Annotated in this window: 21 protein-coding genes; 4 read left to right on the top strand and 17 right to left on the bottom strand. The window is 59.0% G+C overall.

Annotated features, from left to right (window positions below; translation table 11 throughout):
- Positions 1-52: 52 nt before the first annotated feature.
- Together Q1M04_RS01880 and Q1M04_RS01875 are read left to right on the top strand one after the other, a co-directional pair.
- The gene (locus tag Q1M04_RS01880; RefSeq protein ID WP_297301850.1) at positions 53-508 is read left to right on the top strand and encodes an RNA polymerase sigma factor; all 456 of its coding nucleotides are present in this window, start codon (positions 53-55) and stop codon (positions 506-508) included.
- Positions 505-1,515 (top strand): DUF4179 domain-containing protein, encoded by a 1,011-nt coding sequence (locus Q1M04_RS01875; RefSeq protein WP_297996952.1) that lies wholly within the window; start codon positions 505-507, stop codon positions 1,513-1,515. Before Q1M04_RS01880 ends, Q1M04_RS01875 begins: the two co-directional genes overlap by 4 nt.
- A 193-nt stretch (positions 1,516-1,708) precedes the next feature.
- On the opposite strand, the gene Q1M04_RS01870 is transcribed toward Q1M04_RS01875, so the two are convergent.
- The 9 genes from Q1M04_RS01870 to Q1M04_RS01830 all read right to left on the bottom strand — a co-directional run bounded on the left by Q1M04_RS01870 (position 1,709) and on the right by Q1M04_RS01830 (position 10,251).
- Positions 1,709-2,200 (bottom strand): pyridoxal-phosphate dependent enzyme, encoded by a 492-nt coding sequence (locus tag Q1M04_RS01870; protein ID WP_366131423.1) that lies wholly within the window; start codon positions 2,198-2,200, stop codon positions 1,709-1,711.
- 96 nt (positions 2,201-2,296) lie between these two features.
- Positions 2,297-3,790 carry a lysine--tRNA ligase gene (gene lysS, locus Q1M04_RS01865; RefSeq protein WP_297996957.1) on the bottom strand — a complete coding sequence of 498 codons (1,494 nt, stop codon included), beginning with the start codon at positions 3,788-3,790 and terminating at the stop codon, positions 2,297-2,299.
- Between the two features lie 24 nt (positions 3,791-3,814).
- Entirely contained in the window at positions 3,815-4,288 is a 474-nt protein-coding gene (gene greA / locus Q1M04_RS01860; protein ID WP_297996959.1) for a transcription elongation factor GreA, read from the bottom strand.
- Positions 4,289-4,388: 100 nt separating this feature from the next.
- Entirely contained in the window at positions 4,389-5,144 is a 756-nt protein-coding gene (locus Q1M04_RS01855) for a hypothetical protein (protein WP_300446307.1), read from the bottom strand.
- Between the two features lie 57 nt (positions 5,145-5,201).
- Complete coding sequence (locus Q1M04_RS01850) at positions 5,202-6,440, bottom strand: murein hydrolase activator EnvC (RefSeq protein WP_293280075.1); 1,239 nt, start codon at positions 6,438-6,440, stop codon at positions 5,202-5,204.
- Between the two features lie 10 nt (positions 6,441-6,450).
- Positions 6,451-7,332, bottom strand: coding sequence for a permease-like cell division protein FtsX (ftsX, locus tag Q1M04_RS01845; RefSeq protein WP_297294556.1), 882 nt, complete (start codon positions 7,330-7,332; stop codon positions 6,451-6,453).
- Positions 7,325-8,038, bottom strand: a complete 714-nt coding sequence (ftsE, locus tag Q1M04_RS01840; RefSeq protein ID WP_293280073.1) for a cell division ATP-binding protein FtsE — start codon at positions 8,036-8,038, stop codon at positions 7,325-7,327. The genes ftsX and ftsE overlap by 8 nt, the downstream gene beginning before the upstream one ends.
- 242 nt (positions 8,039-8,280) lie before the next feature.
- Positions 8,281-9,372 (bottom strand): CdaR family transcriptional regulator, encoded by a 1,092-nt coding sequence (locus Q1M04_RS01835; RefSeq protein ID WP_293280072.1) that lies wholly within the window; start codon positions 9,370-9,372, stop codon positions 8,281-8,283.
- Between the two features lie 156 nt (positions 9,373-9,528).
- On the bottom strand, positions 9,529-10,251 hold the full coding sequence (locus Q1M04_RS01830) for a pseudouridine synthase (protein ID WP_297996965.1): 723 nt from the start codon (positions 10,249-10,251) through the stop codon (positions 9,529-9,531).
- Between the two features lie 107 nt (positions 10,252-10,358).
- Here Q1M04_RS01830 and Q1M04_RS01825 point away from each other — a divergent pair, with 107 nt between their 5' ends.
- Positions 10,359-10,823, top strand: a complete 465-nt coding sequence (locus tag Q1M04_RS01825) for a DUF4830 domain-containing protein (protein ID WP_293280070.1) — start codon at positions 10,359-10,361, stop codon at positions 10,821-10,823.
- A gap of 49 nt (positions 10,824-10,872) precedes the next feature.
- On the opposite strand, the gene tuf is transcribed toward Q1M04_RS01825, so the two are convergent.
- The 6 genes from tuf to Q1M04_RS01795 form a co-directional block, all read right to left on the bottom strand.
- The gene (gene tuf, locus Q1M04_RS01820; protein WP_297996967.1) at positions 10,873-12,075 is read right to left on the bottom strand and encodes an elongation factor Tu; all 1,203 of its coding nucleotides are present in this window, start codon (positions 12,073-12,075) and stop codon (positions 10,873-10,875) included.
- A 134-nt stretch (positions 12,076-12,209) separates the two neighbouring features.
- Positions 12,210-14,312, bottom strand: a complete 2,103-nt coding sequence (gene fusA, locus Q1M04_RS01815; RefSeq protein WP_293280068.1) for an elongation factor G — start codon at positions 14,310-14,312, stop codon at positions 12,210-12,212.
- A 23-nt stretch (positions 14,313-14,335) separates the two neighbouring features.
- Positions 14,336-14,806 carry a 30S ribosomal protein S7 gene (gene rpsG / locus Q1M04_RS01810; protein ID WP_295757317.1) on the bottom strand — a complete coding sequence of 157 codons (471 nt, stop codon included), beginning with the start codon at positions 14,804-14,806 and terminating at the stop codon, positions 14,336-14,338.
- A 146-nt stretch (positions 14,807-14,952) separates the two neighbouring features.
- Positions 14,953-15,369, bottom strand: a complete 417-nt coding sequence (gene rpsL / locus Q1M04_RS01805; RefSeq protein ID WP_204790371.1) for a 30S ribosomal protein S12 — start codon at positions 15,367-15,369, stop codon at positions 14,953-14,955.
- A 90-nt stretch (positions 15,370-15,459) separates the two neighbouring features.
- Complete coding sequence (locus Q1M04_RS01800; RefSeq protein WP_293279674.1) at positions 15,460-15,693, bottom strand: ribosomal L7Ae/L30e/S12e/Gadd45 family protein; 234 nt, start codon at positions 15,691-15,693, stop codon at positions 15,460-15,462.
- A 167-nt stretch (positions 15,694-15,860) separates the two neighbouring features.
- Positions 15,861-16,697 carry a TraX family protein gene (locus tag Q1M04_RS01795; protein WP_297996970.1) on the bottom strand — a complete coding sequence of 279 codons (837 nt, stop codon included), beginning with the start codon at positions 16,695-16,697 and terminating at the stop codon, positions 15,861-15,863.
- Positions 16,698-16,930: 233 nt separating this feature from the next.
- Here Q1M04_RS01795 and Q1M04_RS01790 point away from each other — a divergent pair, with 233 nt between their 5' ends.
- Complete coding sequence (locus Q1M04_RS01790) at positions 16,931-17,398, top strand: hypothetical protein (RefSeq protein WP_295757319.1); 468 nt, start codon at positions 16,931-16,933, stop codon at positions 17,396-17,398.
- Between the two features lie 60 nt (positions 17,399-17,458).
- Here the strand turns inward: Q1M04_RS01790 and Q1M04_RS01785 are convergent, their stop codons facing one another.
- Positions 17,459-18,019 (bottom strand): biotin transporter BioY, encoded by a 561-nt coding sequence (locus Q1M04_RS01785; RefSeq protein WP_297294562.1) that lies wholly within the window; start codon positions 18,017-18,019, stop codon positions 17,459-17,461.
- A 133-nt stretch (positions 18,020-18,152) separates the two neighbouring features.
- Positions 18,153-18,722 carry a uracil-DNA glycosylase family protein gene (locus Q1M04_RS01780; protein ID WP_293279667.1) on the bottom strand — a complete coding sequence of 190 codons (570 nt, stop codon included), beginning with the start codon at positions 18,720-18,722 and terminating at the stop codon, positions 18,153-18,155.
- Between the last annotated feature and the right edge of the window lie 33 nt (positions 18,723-18,755).

Genomic DNA, 18,755 nt, shown 5'->3' with positions numbered 1-18,755 from the left:
CGGTATTCCTGATAGAGCGCTCACCATCCGCCAAATAGGAAGAAGGTGCAAAATGGACACGGAATCCGCCGTGGAGCGGTACGGAACCATGGTCTACCGCCTGGCTTATGCCCAGCTCCGCAGCCGCCAGGACGCCGACGACGTCTTTCAGGAGGTTTTCCTCCGCTACCACCGCGCCGCCCCGCCCTTTGAAAGCGAGGAGCACCGAAAGGCCTGGCTTCTGCGGGTGACGGCCAACCGCGCAAACAGCCTTGCCGTCTCTCCCTGGCGGAAACGCAGCGTCCCGCTGGAGGACGTCTATTCGTACAGCCAGCCGGAGGAATCCGGCCTGGACGCCGCCCTGGCCCAGCTGCCGCCCAAGTACCGGGCCGTCATCCATCTTTACTACTATGAGGGCTATGACACGGAGGAAACCGCCCGTATTCTGGGGCGCAAGCCCTCCACCGTCCGCGCCCAGCTGACGCGGGCCCGGCAGGCCCTGGCCCGCCTTTTGAAGGAGGATTTATGAACTTTACAGAGACTTACCAGCGTCTCAATACCCCCATTGCTCCCTCCCCCCGCTTAATCGAAAAGACCCTGGCAAAAGCACGGCGTCCCTCATTTCCCCTTCGCCGCCTGATTAGCATTGCCGCGGCGGCGGCGGTGCTCCTGTCCACCCCGGCTTTGGCGGCGCAGACCGAAGCGGGCTACCATCTGCTCTATGCTCTCTCCCCTGCCGCCGCTCAGTTCTTTCAGCCTGTGCAAAGATCCTGCGCAGACAACGGCGTGACGGCGGAGGTGGTTTCCGTCCGTGTGGAGGGCGATACCGCACAGGCGTACATCGCCCTTCGGGGGAACACGGTGGACGCGAACTGCGACCTCTTTGACAGCGCCAGCTTTCACTTCCCCTTTGACCAGACCGGCCACTGCGAGCGGGCCGGCTTTGACCCTGCCACCAATACCGCGCTCTTCCTGGTGACCACCCAGACCATGGATGGCTCCGCCATCCCCCAGGGACGAAAGATGACCTTCTCCCTGGGCTGCTTCCTCTCCGGCAAACAGGCGCTGGAAGGTGCGGCGGTTCCTCTGGCGCTGGCGGACCACGCCGCGGAGGCAGAGACCGTGGAGGGATTCTTCCGCACCGGCGGCGGTGGAAACCTGGAGCTGGCGGACTCAGTCTCCATGCTCCGGCCCGGCGAGGCCCTGGCGGAACCGGCCCCCGGCCTTCCCGTCACTGCCGCCGGGTACGCGGACGGCCTGTTCCATGTCCAGCTCTGCCAGGGCAACGCCGTAGAACTGGACAACCACGGACGGCTGTGGCTGGAAAGCGAGAGGGGACAGCGTATGGACAGTCTTGCTTCCGCTTCTTTTACTGATTTGACAGAGGAGGGCGCGCGGCTGGATTACCAGGAATTTGTCTTCGATGTCGAGCCGGAAGACTTGGCAAACTATACGCTCCATGGTGACTTTTACACCGCCTCCGCCCGGATTGACGGGAACTGGCGCATTACCTTCCCCCTGGAAAACGCCGCGTGAAGCGCTTGCGGTTCCAGCGCGAATATAAATCGCCCCAGGCCATGCGCTTCGCATCGCCTGGGGCGGTTTCGATCTTGGGTTCCCTCCATCCAGGGGCTTACTTTCAAGTCCTAATGCCGGTAGAAAGTTGAAAAGGAGAACCGTCTTTCAAATCTGCCAAAAACCCACAGCCAAACGATTAGGAGGGCTGTCTTCAATCAGTGAACAGCGGCGTGGAGAGATAGCGGTCGCCGGAATCCGGCAGAAGGGCTACGATGGTCTTCCCCTTGTTCTCCACTCGCTTAGCCAGCTGGACCGCCGCCCAAACCGCCGCGCCGGAGGAAATGCCCACCAGCACCCCCTCCTTTTGTCCCACCAGCTCCCCGGCTTTGGCGATGGCCCCCCGCATGCCCTTGGCCCCCTCGGTGAGGACCAGCTCCGCACCGTAGGCCTTCATAATCTGGCGGCGCTCCACGCTCATGGTTTCGGGCATGACGATGATGATCCGATACCCTCTGGCGGCGGCCACAGAGGCCAGGCCGATGCCGGTGTTGCCGGAGGTGGGCTCAATAATAACGGAGTCGGCCTCTTTCTTTAGGGCGTCTGCGCTCCCAAATAGGCCAAGTGAAGTTAACGGATGGAACCTACAGCAAGAAGTACCAGCCTCTTGGCTGGTACTCCTTCGTTTGTCGTAAATATGCCGCAAACCTGAAAAGCAGCATCCGGCATCGCAGAAATCCGAAAGGCTGCCAAAGCTTTTTCCCAGGAAGCCACCCATTCCGTGAAAACTTTTTGCCGGAATTTAATCCAAGGGCTTCATCGTGGGGAACAGAATCACATCCCGGATGGTATCCGCCCCGGTCAGCAACATGACGCACCGGTCGATGCCAATGCCCAACCCGCCAGTAGGAGGCATGCCGTATTCCAGAGCCGTAAGGAAATCCTCGTCCATCATACCAGCCTCATCGTCTCCCTTGGCCCGCATCTCAACCTGCTTCTGGAACCGCTGGCGCTGGTCAATGGGATCGTTGAGCTCGGAGAAGGCATTGCCCATTTCACTGTGGCAGATAAACAACTCAAACCGCTCGGTGAGCCGGGGGTCCTTGGGAGACCGCTTTGCCAGCGGCGAGACATCCACAGGGTGCATCGTGATAAAAGTAGGCTGAATCAGCTTTTCTTCCACCTTCTGATCAAAGCACTCATACAGAGCATTGCCCCAGGTCTTGTCCGCTGTTTCCGGCAGTTCTACGCCGATGGATTTGGCGGCGGCGACCGCCTCCTCATCCGAGGCGATTGTCATAAAGTCGATGCCGCAATACTGCTTCACCGCCTCATGCATGGGCATACGAGGCCAGCCGGGAGTCAAATCAATATCCTCACCCTGCCACTGTACCTGATAAGTCCCCAGCAGCTTCTGGGCAGCGGATGACAGCAGGTCCTCAAAAAGGTCCATCATATCATTAAAATCCGCGTAGGCCTGATACAGCTCAATGGTGGTGAACTCTGGGTTATGCTTAGGGTCCATGCCCTCGTTGCGAAAGATGCGGCCGATCTCATATACCCGGTCCATACCGCCCACGATCAGCCGCTTTAAAGGCAACTCGGTGGCAATACGCATATACATGTCGATGTCCAGGGTGTTGTGATGGGTTATAAAAGGCCGGGCGGTAGCGCCGCCGGAAATAGTGTTCAGCACAGGCGTTTCGACCTCGATATATCCCCGGCCGTCCATAAAGTCCCGCACATGCTTGATGAACTTCGACCGGACCAGGAAGTTGTTCTTCACATCCGGGTTCACCATCAGATCCACATAGCGCTGGCGGTAGCGGAGCTCCTTGTCCTGGAGGCCGTGGAACTTCTCCGGCAGGGGCAGCAGGGACTTGGAGAGCAGGGTGATGTTCTTTGCCCGGACGCTCATCTCCCCCCGCTGGGTGCGGAAGACCTCGCCGTCCACGCCGACAATATCGCCGATATCGAATTTCTTGAATTTCTTATAGACCGCCTCGTCCATTTCGTCCTGGCGGGCATAGAGCTGAATGCGGCCGTCCTTGTCCTGCAAATCGCAGAAGCTCACTTTCCCCATGCCCCGCTTGCTCATGAGGCGGCCCGCTACCTTGACGGGCTTGCCCTCCATGGCGTCGAAATTCTCCTTGATCTGCCGGGACGTGGCGTCCCAGTCAAAGCGGGTCAGCTGGAAGGGGTCCTCCCCCGCCGCCTGGAGCTCCGCCAGCTTCTCCCGGCGGACCCTGGTCTGCTCGCCCAGGTCCATCTCGGGCTTTTTCATTTGTTCTGCCATGCTTTTCTCCTTCCCTGACGATGCTCAGCGCTCGATCTTCAAAACCTTATACTGGATATTCCCCCGGGGGGCCTCCACCACGGCGGTCTCCCCTTCCTTCTTGCCGATAAGGGCTTTTCCAAAGGGGGACTCCTCGGAGATAATGCCGTGCATGGGGTCGGATTCTTGGGAGCCCACAATGGTATACGGCGTGGGCATGGGCTTGCCGTCGGGTCCCTCCACCGTTACCTTGCAGCCGATGGCCACCACATCGGTGTTGCTGCTCTCGTCCACAATGACGGCGTGCTGGAGAATTTCCTCCACCTCGGCAATGTGGGAATAGAGCTTGCCCTGTTCGTTTTTGGCTTCGTCATATTCGCTGTTTTCGCTGAGGTCGCCGAAGCCCCGGGCCACCTTGATCTGCTCCGCCACCTCGTCGGACCGGGTGGTCTTGAGGTAGTTCAGTTCCTCCTGCAGCTCGTCGTAACGAGCCTGACTCATCTTGTATTCTTTTGCCATATCGGACGGTTCCTTTCTTCATTATGCCTCACGCCGGGAGTCGAATTTTCCCAGGGCACAATTTTACAAGATGATATTATATAGAAGGACTTCGGGAATGTCAAGCCTCTCCGCCCGCGGCAGCCTTCCCGGTCCCCAGAACGATCTGCTCCCGCTTCAAGGCCCCCGCTTCCCGGAGGACCGCCAGGAGCTGGCCCCGGTCCGCGCCATGTGGCAGGGCCTCCTCCGCCTCCGGCGGCAGAGACAGCGGCGGCAGGGCCTGACCCTCGTCATAGAGCCGCAAGGCCACGGGATTTTTCAGGGACAAATCCGTCCTGGGGTCGAACAGGACCAGGGCTTCCGCCCCCTCCATCTGGTCCTTGGAGGGGCCCAGCAGCAGCGACACGCCGTACTCCCGCCGGAGCTGGCGGCAAAGCTCCTCCCCTCCGTAGGGCAGGTCCAGCAGCACATAGCGGTGCCGGAGGCACAGCTCCGTCACGGTCCGCACCGCCTCCCCCGTCAGCGCCGCCGCCGACACCGCCACCCGGGCCCCGGCTACCGGGCAGCCTTTCTCCGTCAGCCCTACCCGGACCCAGTCCGCCGCCAAGGCCCGCCGCAGGGCCAGGGTGGCTACAGGCCGCAGGCCGCATTTCACCAGCAGCTCCCGGAAGGGGAACTCCTCCGGCAGCACAATCTGAGTCACGCCGCGCTTTCGCAGCTTCTTTCCCGCCGCCACACAGCGGCGGCGCAGAACCGCCCCATGGGGGCTTTGTATAATCTCCGCCTGTAAAAAACGCATCTTGAGCACAAAGCGCTCCTCTATCTGAACGCTTTTTTGTCCCCTCTTGGGCTCCGTCAAGGCTAAGTAACCTACCATAAAAGCACTACCTCCCGCCCCATGATATGGGGCGGGAGGCCGGAATATGTATCGGAATCAAGCGTCCTTTGCAAATGTGGCCCCGGTGAGGTAGCCTTTGGCGATGGGATTGATAATCGTATTGTTTTCTTTGATCTCGAAATGGAGGTGAGGGCCGGTGGAATTTCCCGTGGAGCCGGTAATTCCAAGCACGTCGCCCTGCTTTACCTGCTGGCCCACGCTGACCTTCCGGCTACTCATATGGCCGTATAGGGTGGTGTTGCCCGCGCCGTGGTAAACAACCACATAATGCCCGTAGGACTTGGAGTACTCGGAAATGATAACCTGTCCCGCCTTGGCGGCGTAGATGCTGCTGTTGTAGCCTACCCGGCCGATGTCGGTTCCCTTGTGGTTCGTGGAGCCGATGCCGCCGGGAGAGGCCCGGCCGCCTACGGTAGAGGTAACATAGCGGCTATTTACCGGCCAGATATACCCGCCGGGATTGGAGGTGGGACCGGACTGGCCCGCCGCGGCCCGCCGGGCCGCTTCCTCCTCCTCCATCTTCTTAATCAGGGCCTTGATCCGGGCCTGGACCTGCTCCTCCTCTTCGGAGAGGTCGTCCAGGGCGTTTTCCTGCTCCTGCTGCTGCTGGCGGAGCTTTGTCACCAGGGCGTTGGCCGCGTCCCGCTGGGAATCCAGGTCCCGCTTCTTGGCCTCCAGCTCCGCCTTGGCCTCCTCGGAGGCGGTTTTCTGCCCCTCCAGCTCCGCTTTTTTTTCGGCGGTAAGGGCTTGCAGGATTTTCAAATCGTCAATGACCCGCTGGTCATACTCCATGATCTCGTTCACCACGTCCAGGCGGCCCAGGAGATCCGAAAAGCTGTTGGCCCGGAACAGCACGGACCAGTACTCCACCTTCCCCTGCTCCTCCATAGCCCGGACCCGCTTGCAGAAAAGCTCATACTGGGCCGCTTCCCTGGCCTCCGCGTCCGCCAGCTCCGCCGCCGTCTGGGCAATCAGATCCTCATAGGTGGCAATTTCCTCTTCCTTGTTGCCGATCTCCTGCTCTGTTACGCCGATCTGGCCGTCCAGGAGGCGCTTGCGCTCCATGGTAGTGCTGATGTCGGAGGACAGCTTGTCAATCTGGGCCTGGATATCCTTTTTCTCCTGAGCCAGGCCCTTGGCGTCGCTTTTCAGCGCGTCGATGTCCGCCTGGGTCACCGCCGAAGCGGCGGGAGCCAGATCCGCCAGAAGCAGGCACAGCGCCAGGGCCAGAAGCGGCAAGGACCGGAGGAGAAACCATCTGCAATTTCGTTTCATGCCGCCCTCCTCAGACCTGTAAGTACTTCCGAATAGCGGAAAGGCTGCCCCCCACGCCGATGAAGATGCCCGCCCCCGCGAAGGAGCCCGCCACAGGGCCCCAGAGCTCTTTGAAGGGGATTACCTCGATGAGCTGCATAGCGTCGCTGGTGCTGACTCCCTGGGCCACGGCCTCATAGAGGCCCCACTCCATCAAGAAAGCCACGGAGGCCCCCAGGAAGCCCATGAGGAAGCCCTCATAGACGAAGGGCCAGCGGATAAAGCCGTTGGTAGCCCCCACCATCCGCATGATGGCGATTTCCTCCCGCCGGTCGAAGGTGGTGAGGCGGATGGTGTTGGAGATGATGAACACGGACACCAGGAACAAAATGGCAATCAGGGCCACGCAGACCACAGTCGCCACGTTCCGCAGGGTGATGAAGCCACCGGCAATCTCCTCAGAGGCGTTGACATAGGCAATGCCGTCCACCGCATCCACTGCCGCCTTCGTCTGCGAGATACGTTCCAGATCCGCAACCTTAATGGAAAAGCGGTCCCGCAGAATGTTGGGGTCCAGGTCCCGGAACATTTCCTCGTCGGGATACTGCTCTACAAACCGCTCCATGGCCTGCTGGCGGCTGATGAAGGTAACGGAGGCCACATTGGGAATCGCCGCCAGCTTGCTCTGGAGGTTCTTGGGCTCCGCGAAGTCCTCCTCCACAAAGGCCAGCATCTCGTTCTCCCGTTCCAGGTCCTTCAAAAGCCCGTTGGCGTTCACCGCCACCAGGGTGAAGGTCCCCATGATGAGAAGGCACGCCACGGTGATGCCGATGGCGGCGAAGCTCATGAACCCATGGCTGAACATGTTGGAGACGCCCTCATGGATAAAATATCCGAAATTGTGCTTAGACATGAATGCGTCCTCCCACATAGCCGCCGACGCTGTCATTGACCACACGGCCGGAATCAATGGTGACCACCCGTTTGCCGAAGTGGTCCACCAGGTCTTTCTCGTGGGTTACCACCACCATGGTGGTGCCCAGCTTGTTGATTTTTACCAATAAATCCATCAGCTCCAGGGACCGCTCCGGGTCCAGGTTTCCGGTGGGCTCGTCGGCGATGATGGTGGCCGGGTTGTTCACCAGGGCCCGGGCAATGGCCACCCGCTGCTGCTCCCCGCCGGAAAGCTCGTCGGGGTAGCTGTAGGCCTTCTTCTCCAGGCCCACCAGCTCCAGCACATAGGGAATGCGCTTCCGGCTCTCCTTGGCGGAGGCTCCCACGGCCCGCATGACAAAGGCCAGGTTATCATAAACCGTCTTTTTTTCAATCAGGCGGAAATCCTGAAAGATGACCCCCAGAGTCCGGCGCATCAGGGGAATCTGGCGCTCGGAAATGTTCCGGGTGGAAAAGCCGTTGACCCGGACCCGGCCCGCGTTGGGCTCCACCTCGCCGGTGAGCAGCTTGATGATGGTGGACTTGCCGGAACCGGAGGGGCCCACCAGGAAGACAAATTCGCCGGGGTCAATCCGCAGGGAGATTCCCCGGATGGCCTTGGTTCCGTTGTCGTATTCCATTTCCACGTCCTTCAATTCAATGAGGGCGCTTTCTGATTCTAACATAGAGGCACCTCCAAATGGCGTCGAAAACTGGGAGAGACGGGGGCAGCCGACAAAATTCGGATATAATTGTAGCATAAACCACGGGCTCAGTCAATGCGGAGCGCCGCCAAACTATTGTGGTAGTTTTCGTGTATCTTTTATCACGAATTCTCAAAAATGATAATACCATTTCATTTCCCAGGAACAGCCTTCCGGCGGCACACGAGAAAGCGGCGGACAGAGGTCCGCCGCTCAGGCTCTTATCAGGAATCAATGCCCCGGGAGGTCAGGTATTTCTTGACCATCAGCGCCACCTTAAAGGTGATGGCGTCGTCGAACTCCCGCAGGTCCAGTCCGGTCAGCTTCTTGATTTTCTCCAGCCGGTAGACCAGGGTATTCCGGTGGACGAACAGCTTCCGGGCCGTCTCGGAGACGTTCAGGTTGTTCTCGAAGAAGCGGTGAATGGTGAAGAGGGTCTCCTTGTCCAGGGCGTCGATGGGGTTCTTCTTGAAGACCTCCTGGAGGAACATCTCGCAAAGGGTGGTAGGCAGCTGGTAGATCAGGCGGCCGATGCCCAAGTTCTCGTAGTTAATGACATATTTTTCCGTGTCGAAAACCTTGCCCACGTCAATGGAAATCTGGGCCTCCTTATAGGACTTGGCCAAATCCCGCAGATGGGTGGCGATGGTGCCGATGCCCACGACCACGGTGCTCTCCGTGCCGGAGCGGAGGCTTTCCTCAATGGAGGAGGCGATTTTATTCAGCTCCCGGAAGCCCGCTCCCTCGGGCATCTGCCGGACCAGGACCACATCCCCGTCGCCGATGTTCAGCACGAAATCGTTCTGCCGGTCAGGGAACATAGCCTGCACCACGTCGGTGGGAACAGACTCCCCTTTCTTCAAAGCCCGGACTACGAACACACCCCGGGCCACATCGGCGGTAACCCGCAGCTCCTTGGCCCGCATGTAGATGTCGCCCAGCATGATGTTGTCAGAGATGATATCCTTGATAAAAGACCCCCGGTCATGCTTTTCCTCATAATACGCCTTGGCCGCGTTCAGCGCTACCGTGGCCACGGAGCACACCGCTTTGCTCACGTCGTTTTCCCCAAAGGCGAACGCCGCGTAGTCAAATTGATTCCCCCAGCCGTTCAAGGCCTTAAAGGTTTTTCCCTCGGAGGAGATCAGCGCGCCGGCGGCATTGTTTACCACTGGGACATACTCCGTCCACCGCTGGCCGATCAGGGAGAGCTCGCTGCAGGCAATGACCACGCCTTCCCCATCAATGACTCCAATCGTGCGGTCCGTGTTTTCCTTCAACTGCAATACCACATTTTGATAAATTCTTCCAGACATGGCCGTCCTCCTCACCTAAAATACCGGGGAAGCAGTGATACCATTTTTTCAACATCCCTATTATATCGTCAACTTCACCAAATTGCAAGATGTTTTTTCTTTTTTCAACAAAAAACTCATTCCCTTTTTGGTAAGTATTCGGACTTTTTCTCAGAACTACACAAGGGCACGCAGTTTTGCAATCTCCTCCTCAGTCAAAAAGCGAAATGCCCCCCGGGGAAGCTCCGGGTCCAGGGGCAAATCTCCCATTTGCACCCTCTCGAGGTATGCTACCGGCTTTCCTCTCGCCGCCAGCATCCGCTTAATCTGATGAAACTTTCCTTCCCGTAGGGTAACCCGCGCTTCGCTCTCTTCCCCAGCCGTAAGAATCTCCAGCCCGGCGGGAAGGCATTGAAGTCCATCCGCCAGGGACATTCCGGCGGCGAAAGCCCGGCAGTCTTCCTCTGTCAGACGGCCAGACGTCCGGACATAATACACTTTGTCCACATGCCGTTTTGGGGAAAGGAGGGCATGGGCCAAGCCTCCCTCATTCGTCAGCAGCAGCAAACCCTCGGTGTCCTTGTCCAAACGGCCTACAGGAAAAAGCTCCTGCCGCTGAAGGTCCCGGGGCAGCAATTCCAGAACCGTCTTCCCCCGCCCATCCTCGGTCGCGGAGAGAAATCCGGCGGGCTTATTCAGCATAACCCAAGTATAACGGCGGAAGAGCAGCGGCTCTCCGTTCACATGAATCGCCGCCTCCTCCGGGTCAAACTTTTCTTCTACGGAAAGAGCGGCGGCGCCGTTTACCGTTACCAATCCCCGGCGGACCAGCTCTTTCGCCTCCCTGCGGGACCATTTTCCCGTGGAGGCGATGATTTTATCCAGCCGCTGCTGTTCCACGGCGTTACTCCCCCTTCCGGCCCTTTTGCATGGGCCCTGTGATTGCTTGTTTAATTGTAGCATATTTTTATGAAAAAATGAATAAGGAACTGTCAGGAGGGATTGACATGTTGATTTGGACCGCAAAATTTTCCCGAAAGAAAGCCGTCGCCGCCGTCGTCCTCATGGGCGTGGTTATGGCGGCGCTGATTGTCCTGACCGGCCGGACCCCGGAAGAGCCGGAAGTTCCACTGCCCACGCTGTCAACCAATGAGGAGCGAGTAGCCTATCTGCGCTCTCTAGGCTGGGAGGTTGAGCCGGAGCCTATCGAAACCCTGCAATTCCTGCTGCCCGCGGAGCTGGAAGAGCCCTACCGCTCTTACAATGAGCTTCAGCTCAGCCAAGGCTTCGACCTGACAAATTGCTGCGGCAAGCAGATAAGCCGCTGCACTTACACCGTCACAAATTACCCGGGCCAGGCTGAGGGCGTGCAAGCGAATCTTTACATTTGCGAGGACGCGCCGGTGGCCGGAGACGTCTGCTCCTCTGGTGCCAGGGGATTTCAAGAGCCGCTTATTCAAAAGGGGGAATGAGAAAAAAGGACTGCCGCGAAAAACGGCAGTCCTTTTTATGCACAGGGAATTACTCAGCGATGTCGGTGACAGCGCCGGAGCCAACGGTGCGGCCGCCCTCGCGGATAGCGAAGCGGAGGCCCTTCTCAATGGCGATGGGGGTGATCAGCTCCACGGACATTTCGACGTTATCGCCGGGCATGCACATCTCGGTGCCCTCGGGCAGGGAGATGACACCGGTGACGTCGGTGGTACGGAAGTAGAACTGGGGACGATAGTTGTTGAAGAAGGGGGTGTGACGGCCGCCCTCTTCCTTGGACAGGACGTAGACCTGGCCCTTGAACTTGGTGTGGGGGTTGATGGACTTGGGCTTCGCCAGAACCTGGCCGCGCTCAATGCCATTGCGGTCGATGCCGCGGAGCAGAACGCCGATGTTGTCTCCGGCCTCGGCGAAGTCCAGCAGCTTGTGGAACATCTCGATGCCGGTGACGACGGTCTTCTTGGTCTCGTCGGCCAGGCCCACGATCTCGACTTCCTCGCTGAGCTTCAGCTGGCCGCGCTCCACACGGCCGGTGGCGACGGTGCCGCGGCCGGAGATGGTGAACACGTCCTCGACGGGCATCAGGAAGGGCAGAGAGTCGTCGCGGGGAGGAGTGGGGATATAGTCGTCAACAGAATCCATGAGCTCCTTGATGCAGGCATACTCGGGAGCGGCGGGATCGCTGGAATCGGACACCAGGGCATTCAGGGCGGAACCCTTGATGATGGGCAGATCGTCGCCGGGGAACTCGTAGGTGCTCAGCAGCTCACGGACTTCCATCTCCACCAGCTCCAGCAGCTCCTCGTCGTCCACCTGGTCGCACTTGTTCAGGAACACCACGATGGCGGGCACGCCCACCTGGCGGGCCAGCAGGATGTGCTCACGGGTCTGGGCCATGGGGCCGTCGGAGGCGGCGATGACCAGGATCGCGCCGTCCATCTGAGCAGCGCCGGTGATCATGTTTTTGATATAGTCGGCGTGGCCCGGGCAGTCAACGTGGGCATAGTGCCGCTTTTCGGTCTCATATTCCACGTGGGCGGTGTTGATCGTGATACCACGGGCCTTTTCCTCGGGAGCCTTGTCGATGCTGTCATAAGCCTCGAATTCGGCCTTGCCCTGGAGGGACAGCCACTTGGTGATGGCGGCAGTCAGGGTGGTCTTGCCATGGTCGACGTGGCCGATGGTGCCAATGTTTACATGGGGTTTGTTTCTTTCAAACTTTTGCTTAGCCATTTGAAAATCCTCCTAATTCATGTTCGGTTGCAGTCTGGGCATTGCGAAACGATAATCAGCAATGTCTATTCTACAGTATTCCAACTGGAAAATCAATCCCCTTTTCCCAATTTGGTCCAGGGCTTTTCCAAAGGTCAGTTGGGCTTCACCCGGGTTTCCACGATCTTTTCCGCGATGCTCTTGGGAATCTCCTCATAGCTGTGGGGCTCCATAGAGTACTGGCCGCGGCCCTGGGTGCTGGAGCGCAGGTCGGTTGCGTAGCCAAACATGTTGGCCAGAGGCACCAGCGCGTCCACCTGCTGGGCGCCGGGACGGGCTTCCTGTCCCTGAATCTGGCCGCGGCGGGCGGTCAAATCGCCGATCACGGTGCCAAGATACTCGTCGGGGACGATGACGGAAACCTTCATGATCGGCTCCAGCAGCGTGGCTCCCGCCTTGCGGCAGGCCTCCTTGAAGGCCATGGAACCGGCAATCTTAAAGGCCATCTCGGAGGAGTCGACCTCGTGATAAGAGCCGTCGTACAGGGTGACCTTCACGTCCACCACCGGGAACCCGGCCATGACGCCCGCGTTCATAGCGCCCTGGATACCCGCGTCGACAGCGGGGATATACTCCTTGGGCACCGCGCCGCCCACGATGGCGTTGACAAATTCGTAGCCCTTGCCGGACTCGTTGGGCTCCACGCGGATTTTGACGTGACCGTACTGGCCCTTGCCGCCGGACTGGCGGGCATACTTGGTGTCCTGCTCCACCGATTTCTTGATGGTTTCCTTATAGGCAACCTGGGGCGCGCCCACGTTGGCCTCCACCTTGTACTCCCGGAGAAGGCGATCGACAATGATCTCCAGATGCAGCTCGCCCATGCCGGCGATGATGGTCTGGCCGGTTTCCTCGTCGGTGTAGGTCTTGAAGGTGGGGTCCTCCTCCGCCAGCTTGATGAGGCCCATGGTCATCTTCTCCTGGCCGGCCTTGGTTTTAGGCTCAATGGCCACCCGGATAACGGGTTCGGGGAACTCCATGGACTCCAGAATGACGGGGTGCTTTTCGTCGCAGAGGGTATCGCCGGTGGTGGAGTTTTTCAGGCCGATGACCGCGGCGATGTCGCCCGCGTACACGGTTTCGATGTCCTCCCGGTGATTGGCGTGCATCTGGAGGATGCGGCCAATGCGCTCCTTCTGCTTTTTCGTGGAGTTGAGCACCTGGGTGCCGGTGTTCAGCGTGCCGGAATAGACACGGATGAAGGACAGGCGGCCCACATAAGGATCCGTGGCAATCTTGAATGCCAGGGCGGAGAAGGGCTCGTTGTCAGAAGAGGGACGCTCCTCTTCTTCCTCGGTGCTGGGGTTGACGCCCTTGATGGCGGGAACGTCGGTGGGAGAAGGCATATAGTCCACAATGGCATCCAGCATCTTCTGCACGCCCTTGTTTTTATAGGACGTGCCGCAGGTGACGGGGACCATTTCGTTGGCGATAGTAGCCTTGCGGATGGCGGCCCGGATCTTGTCCTGGGGAACCTCCTGGCCGTCCAGATACATCTCCATGATCTCCTCGTCGAACATGGAGACGGCGTCCATCAGTTTCTCATGGTACTCGTTGGCAAGGTCCACCATGTCGGCGGGGATCTCCTCCACCCGCATGTCCTTGCCCAGGTCGTCATAATAGATATCCGCGTCCATCTCCACCAGGTCGATGATTCCCTTGAAGGTCTCCTCGTTGCCGATGGGGAGCTGGATGGGCACGGCATTGCACTTCAGGCGGTCCTCCACCATGTGGAGCACGTTGTAGAAGTCCGCGCCCATGATGTCCATTTTGTTGACGTAGATCATCCGGGGGACCTTGTAGGTGTCGGCCTGACGCCACACGGTCTCGGACTGGGGCTCCACGCCGCCCTTGGCGCACAGAACGGTCACAGAGCCGTCCAGAACGCGCAGAGAGCGCTCCACCTCCACGGTGAAGTCCACATGGCCCGGGGTGTCGATGATATTGATACGGGTGGGCTTGAACTGGTTTTTGGAACCAGACCAGTAGCAGGTGGTGGCGGCGGACGTGATGGTAATGCCGCGCTCCTGCTCCTGGGCCATCCAGTCCATCGTGGCGGTTCCGTCGTGGGTCTCGCCGATTTTATAGTTCACGCCGGTGTAGAACAAGATCCGTTCCGTGGTCGTGGTCTTGCCCGCGTCGATGTGAGCCATAATGCCGATGTTTCTGGTGTTTTCAAGCGATGTTTTTCTCGGCATACTTGATTTCTCTCCTAACTAGCTTACCAGCGGAAGTGCGCGAAAGCCTTGTTGGCCTCGGCCTGCTTGTGCATGTCCTCGCGCTTTTTCACAGCCGCTCCGCTGTTCTCGGCGGCGTCCATGATCTCGCCGGCAAGACGCTCCGCCATGGTGCGTTCGCTCCGGGCGCGGGAATAGGTGGTCAGCCACCGAAGGCCCAGCGTGGTGCGCCGGGCGGGACGGACCTCCATGGGGACCTGATAGTTGGCGCCGCCCACACGGCGGGCCTTGACCTCCAGGCTGGGCATGATGTTGTCCATGGCCTGGGTGAACACTTCAACGGGGTCCTTGCCGGTCTTTTCCTTGATCTGGTCAAAGGCCGCGTAGACCACCTTCTGCGCCACGCCCTTTTTGCCGTCCAGCATCACGTTGTTGACAAGACGCGTCACCAGCACGGAGCCGTACATGGGGTCGGGCAGAATTTCTCTCTTGGGAACATTACCTCTTCTAGGCACTATGCTTCCCTCCTTCATAATGATTCTATGATCTCATAGGTACTCAAAAGGCGTATCTCAGCCTTCCGTGAATGCCTCTGCCGAAGGGCAACGCCCCGCATTTATATAAAATGCCTGTTCGGCAAAGTGATTCGTTGGGGTTGTCCTTACTTGGACTTGGGCCGCTTGGCGCCGTACTTGGAACGGCTCTGCATCCGGCCGGACACGCCCTGGGTATCCAGAGTGCCGCGGATGATGTGGTAGCGGACGCCGGGGAGGTCCTTGACACGGCCGCCGCGGATCATGACCACGGAGTGCTCCTGGAGGGAGTGGCCCACGCCGGGGATATAGGCGGTGACCTCGTAGCCGTTGGTCAGGCGCACACGGGCGATCTTACGCAGAGCGGAGTTAGGCTTCTTGGGGGTCGCAGTTCTCACAGCGGTGCAGACGCCTCTCTTCTGAGGGGAGGGCTGATTGGTGGTCTTGGTCTTCAGGGTGTTCAGACCGAACTGCAGGGCGGGAGAATTGGACTTGTAGGAAGCCTGTTCTCTTCCTTTCCGGACCAGCTGGTTAAAAGTAGGCATTGAATTTCTCCTTTCTTTCATATTTTTGCTTTATATGTTTTACAGAAAGCCGGTGGGCTATTCCGTAAAAACCAAAATATTCTCACGCGCTCAATCCGTCAGCTCCACCGCGACGGAGGCTCCCACCGAAATCCCGCAGGCCCGGCCCAGCTGGGCCATGGTCCGCTCCGTCTCCACGGGGATGCCGGCGGCGGCGCACTCGGCGGCGATGGGCCCGGTCAGCGCCGGGTCGGCGTCGCCGGCCAGGAACACCCGGCGGGCCCGTCCCTCCCGGATGGCCTTGCGGGACTGCTTCACGCCGACGACCCGCTTTTCAGGCTCCATGGGACTGACCTCCTCCAGCGACGCTTCCGCTGAGGAGCGCACGGCAAAATTCACGGACTTCAGGTCCGCGCAAGTAGGCATTATAGCATGACCTCTCCCAGCCGTCAAGCGTTTTTGCCAAAAAGATTTTGATTTTCCTGTTTTTCCAGGGATTTCCCCGGCTCCGCTCACACCAGTGGCGGCTTGAGGAAGCCGATCAGGGCCAGGACCGTGAAATGAGCGGGATAAAAAGCGTAACAAAAGCGCTGAAAGCCCTTCCCGGCCCTTCCCTTTTCTCCATTATCTGAAAGCGTAACCAGCATCCCAAAGTAGTTGCCCAGCACGTTCAAAAGGCAGTTTCGCAGAGCTCCGGTCAGTTCCGGCGTTCCCAGGCTCTCCGCAACCCACAAGACCAGCCCCCGGCGGGACAGCAGAACGGCGGGAATATAGATGAGCGCCCTCTGCCACCGGGGACAGTTTCGAGTAATGTAATAAACCCAGGCCAGAATAATATAGCCCTTTCCGCCCTCCATGCGGAGCTCCATGGCAAGCCATGTGGCCGCCGCCACGGCCAAGGGGCTCAGGAAAAGCAGCTTCCGGCGCTTCAGCTCCTCATGGGCCCAGAGGACGCACAGGGCCAGGGCCAGCGTGAACAGGATGTTCAGTCCCGTCTCCCGCCAGTCTCCCTCCACGCCCAGCACCCGCATTTCCGCCAGATCAAACAGCGTATAGGGAACCTGTGCAATCACCGCCGTCAGGAAAACGCGGCCTATGTAGCGGCGGACATTGGAGGTATGCGCAAACCCTTGGGCAATGCAATACACGAAGATGGGCGCTGCCAAACGGCCAATATACATTATATATAAAATGCACTCGTCCAGCAGCCAGTCGGCAAGGCCCCCATAGCCTCCGCTCCATAAAAGGTCCGCCAAGGGAGCAAATATCTGATACAGAGGAAAGATGCGGACGGTGTGGTCAAAGACCATGCAGCCTATGGCAAAAATTTTCAGTTGTTTGTAGCTCATGTTATCCTCCTAAATTTTCGGCCCGAAGCCAATTTCAAGGAGAGTATACAAGACGTTTCTTACAAACTGCTTGACAAAAATCTTACGAATTTCTTACAATTGCAACTTCTGCAGCTTCGTTCTGAACCGCCCGCCTGAACAGCCGCTTGCCTCCCCGCCAATGCGCCTTGACAAATTTCGACAAAACAGGTACTATAGAGCAGGTTATCCCAATCAGAGAGAACGCGAGGGGGATGAGCGCGTATATGGAGGACGATCTCTTTAAACCCATACCTGGCGAGGGCGTCATGCCCCACAGGCCGGAGACGGATACGCCGAAGGAGCCGGAAATTCCCAAGGACGGTCCCATCCTGGCCCGGGTCCAGAACTCCCGGCCCCGGCACTTGGACGGCGGCAGGACCGTCCTGCGGCCCAGCCTCCCCTACGATGATAAAAGCCACATGATGAGCTGCTTCCTGGACCTGTACATCGGCGCGAAGTATGCGCCCGCCCCCTCCCTCCCCGGCTGCGTCTGCCACGCCACCGTGATTTCCGGCACCGTCAGCCTGACGGCGGAGGGACAGGACTTCCAGCTCCTGGAACGGGACGCCGTTCGCTTCAAGGCGGACCAGCCCTACCACTTCGGAAACATGTCCAGCGGCACCGGGCGGCTGCTGCTGGAATATCAATACCTGCAAAATCCCACGGAACCCGTGAAATGAGGAAAGGGGCCGGCGCTTACAGCGCCGGCCCCTTTCCTTGAGAATGAGAGGGCTTGATAATCACTGGACATATTTTCCGACCCGCCGGGCCAGCAGCACCGCCAGGACCAGCTTGACCAGATCCGGGAAAATAAAGGGGAACACGCAATAACCCAGGGCAGTCAGCACGCCCACAGGTTTCCCCATCTGGGCGTAAAGGACCAGATACCAGGCAGTTCCGAAAGCATAGCACAAAATCAGCCCAGCCACGCTGGCGGCGATTTTCACTTTCAGGGTTTCCCCCAGTCTGGCGGTCATCAGCCAGTAAAGCAGCGCCTGGAAGAAGAATCCCAGAATATAGCCGCCGGTGGCCCCCAGCAGTACGCTGAGCCCGCCTCTGAAATTGCTGAACACCGGCGCTCCCACTGCTCCAAGCAGCAAATAGGCGGTGACGGCGTAGGTTCCCCGCCTTCCTCCCAGGGTCAGCAGGGCGGCAAAAACGGCGAAAGTCTGCATGGTAAACTGAATCAGGGGCGCGGGGACGGGCACGGAAATCCAGGCGCACACTGCCGTCAAGACGGTGAAGAGGGCAATCAGGGTCAGATCCTTTGTCCGCAGCCGGGACGCAGTTTGTTCGGGCATAAATGGGTTCCTCCTTTTTCTTCCTGGCTTTGAGGATAACGTAAATTCCCCCGTTTGTCAACCATTATTTTTCAATCGGTTTACAAGTTTCCAAAAACCCGGGGAGAGGCTGGGCCTCTCCCCTTTTTTGTGCTCAAAGCTCCGTATGCTCACACAGCTCCCGGGCCTTGGCCTGGATGGCCTTCAGGTCCTCAAAGGTCTCCGGGCGCTTGCGGACGTCCCGGAGCAGCGCCGCCGGATGGTAGAGCGCGGTCATCCAAACGCCGCTCCGCTCGAACCATTGGCCATGCTCCTGGGTGATGCGGAAATCATCCTTGATGATGACCTTGGCCGCGATACGGCCCAGGCAGACGATAATTTTAGGCCGCAGCAACGCCGTCTGGCGGCGGAGCCAATCGATGCAGGCATCCTGCTCCACCCCCAGGGGGTCCCGGTTCTGAGGCGGGCGGCATTTGACGATGTTGGCAATGTAGACTTTGCTCCGATCCAGATTTACCATCTCCAGCATCTCGTCCAGCAGCTTCCCCGCCCGGCCCACAAAGGGCTTGCCCTGCTCATCCTCGTGCTGGCCGGGGCCTTCGCCGATGAACAACAGCTCCGCGTTCTCCGCGCCGTCCCCAAAAACCACGTTATGGCGGGTGTCTGCAAGGGAACACCCTTTACAGTCCAAACATTCCTTTCGCAAGCTCTCCCAAGTATCCATGCAAAAATCCTCCTGTCTTTTTCCCTCTTTTTC

Origin of the sequence: uncultured Oscillibacter sp., assembly GCF_950073225.1 — a bacterium.
GTDB lineage: Bacteria > Bacillota > Clostridia > Oscillospirales > Oscillospiraceae > Oscillibacter.
The sequence above is the reverse complement of the archived record's forward strand: the minus strand, read 5'-3'. Positions and strand labels throughout refer to the sequence as shown.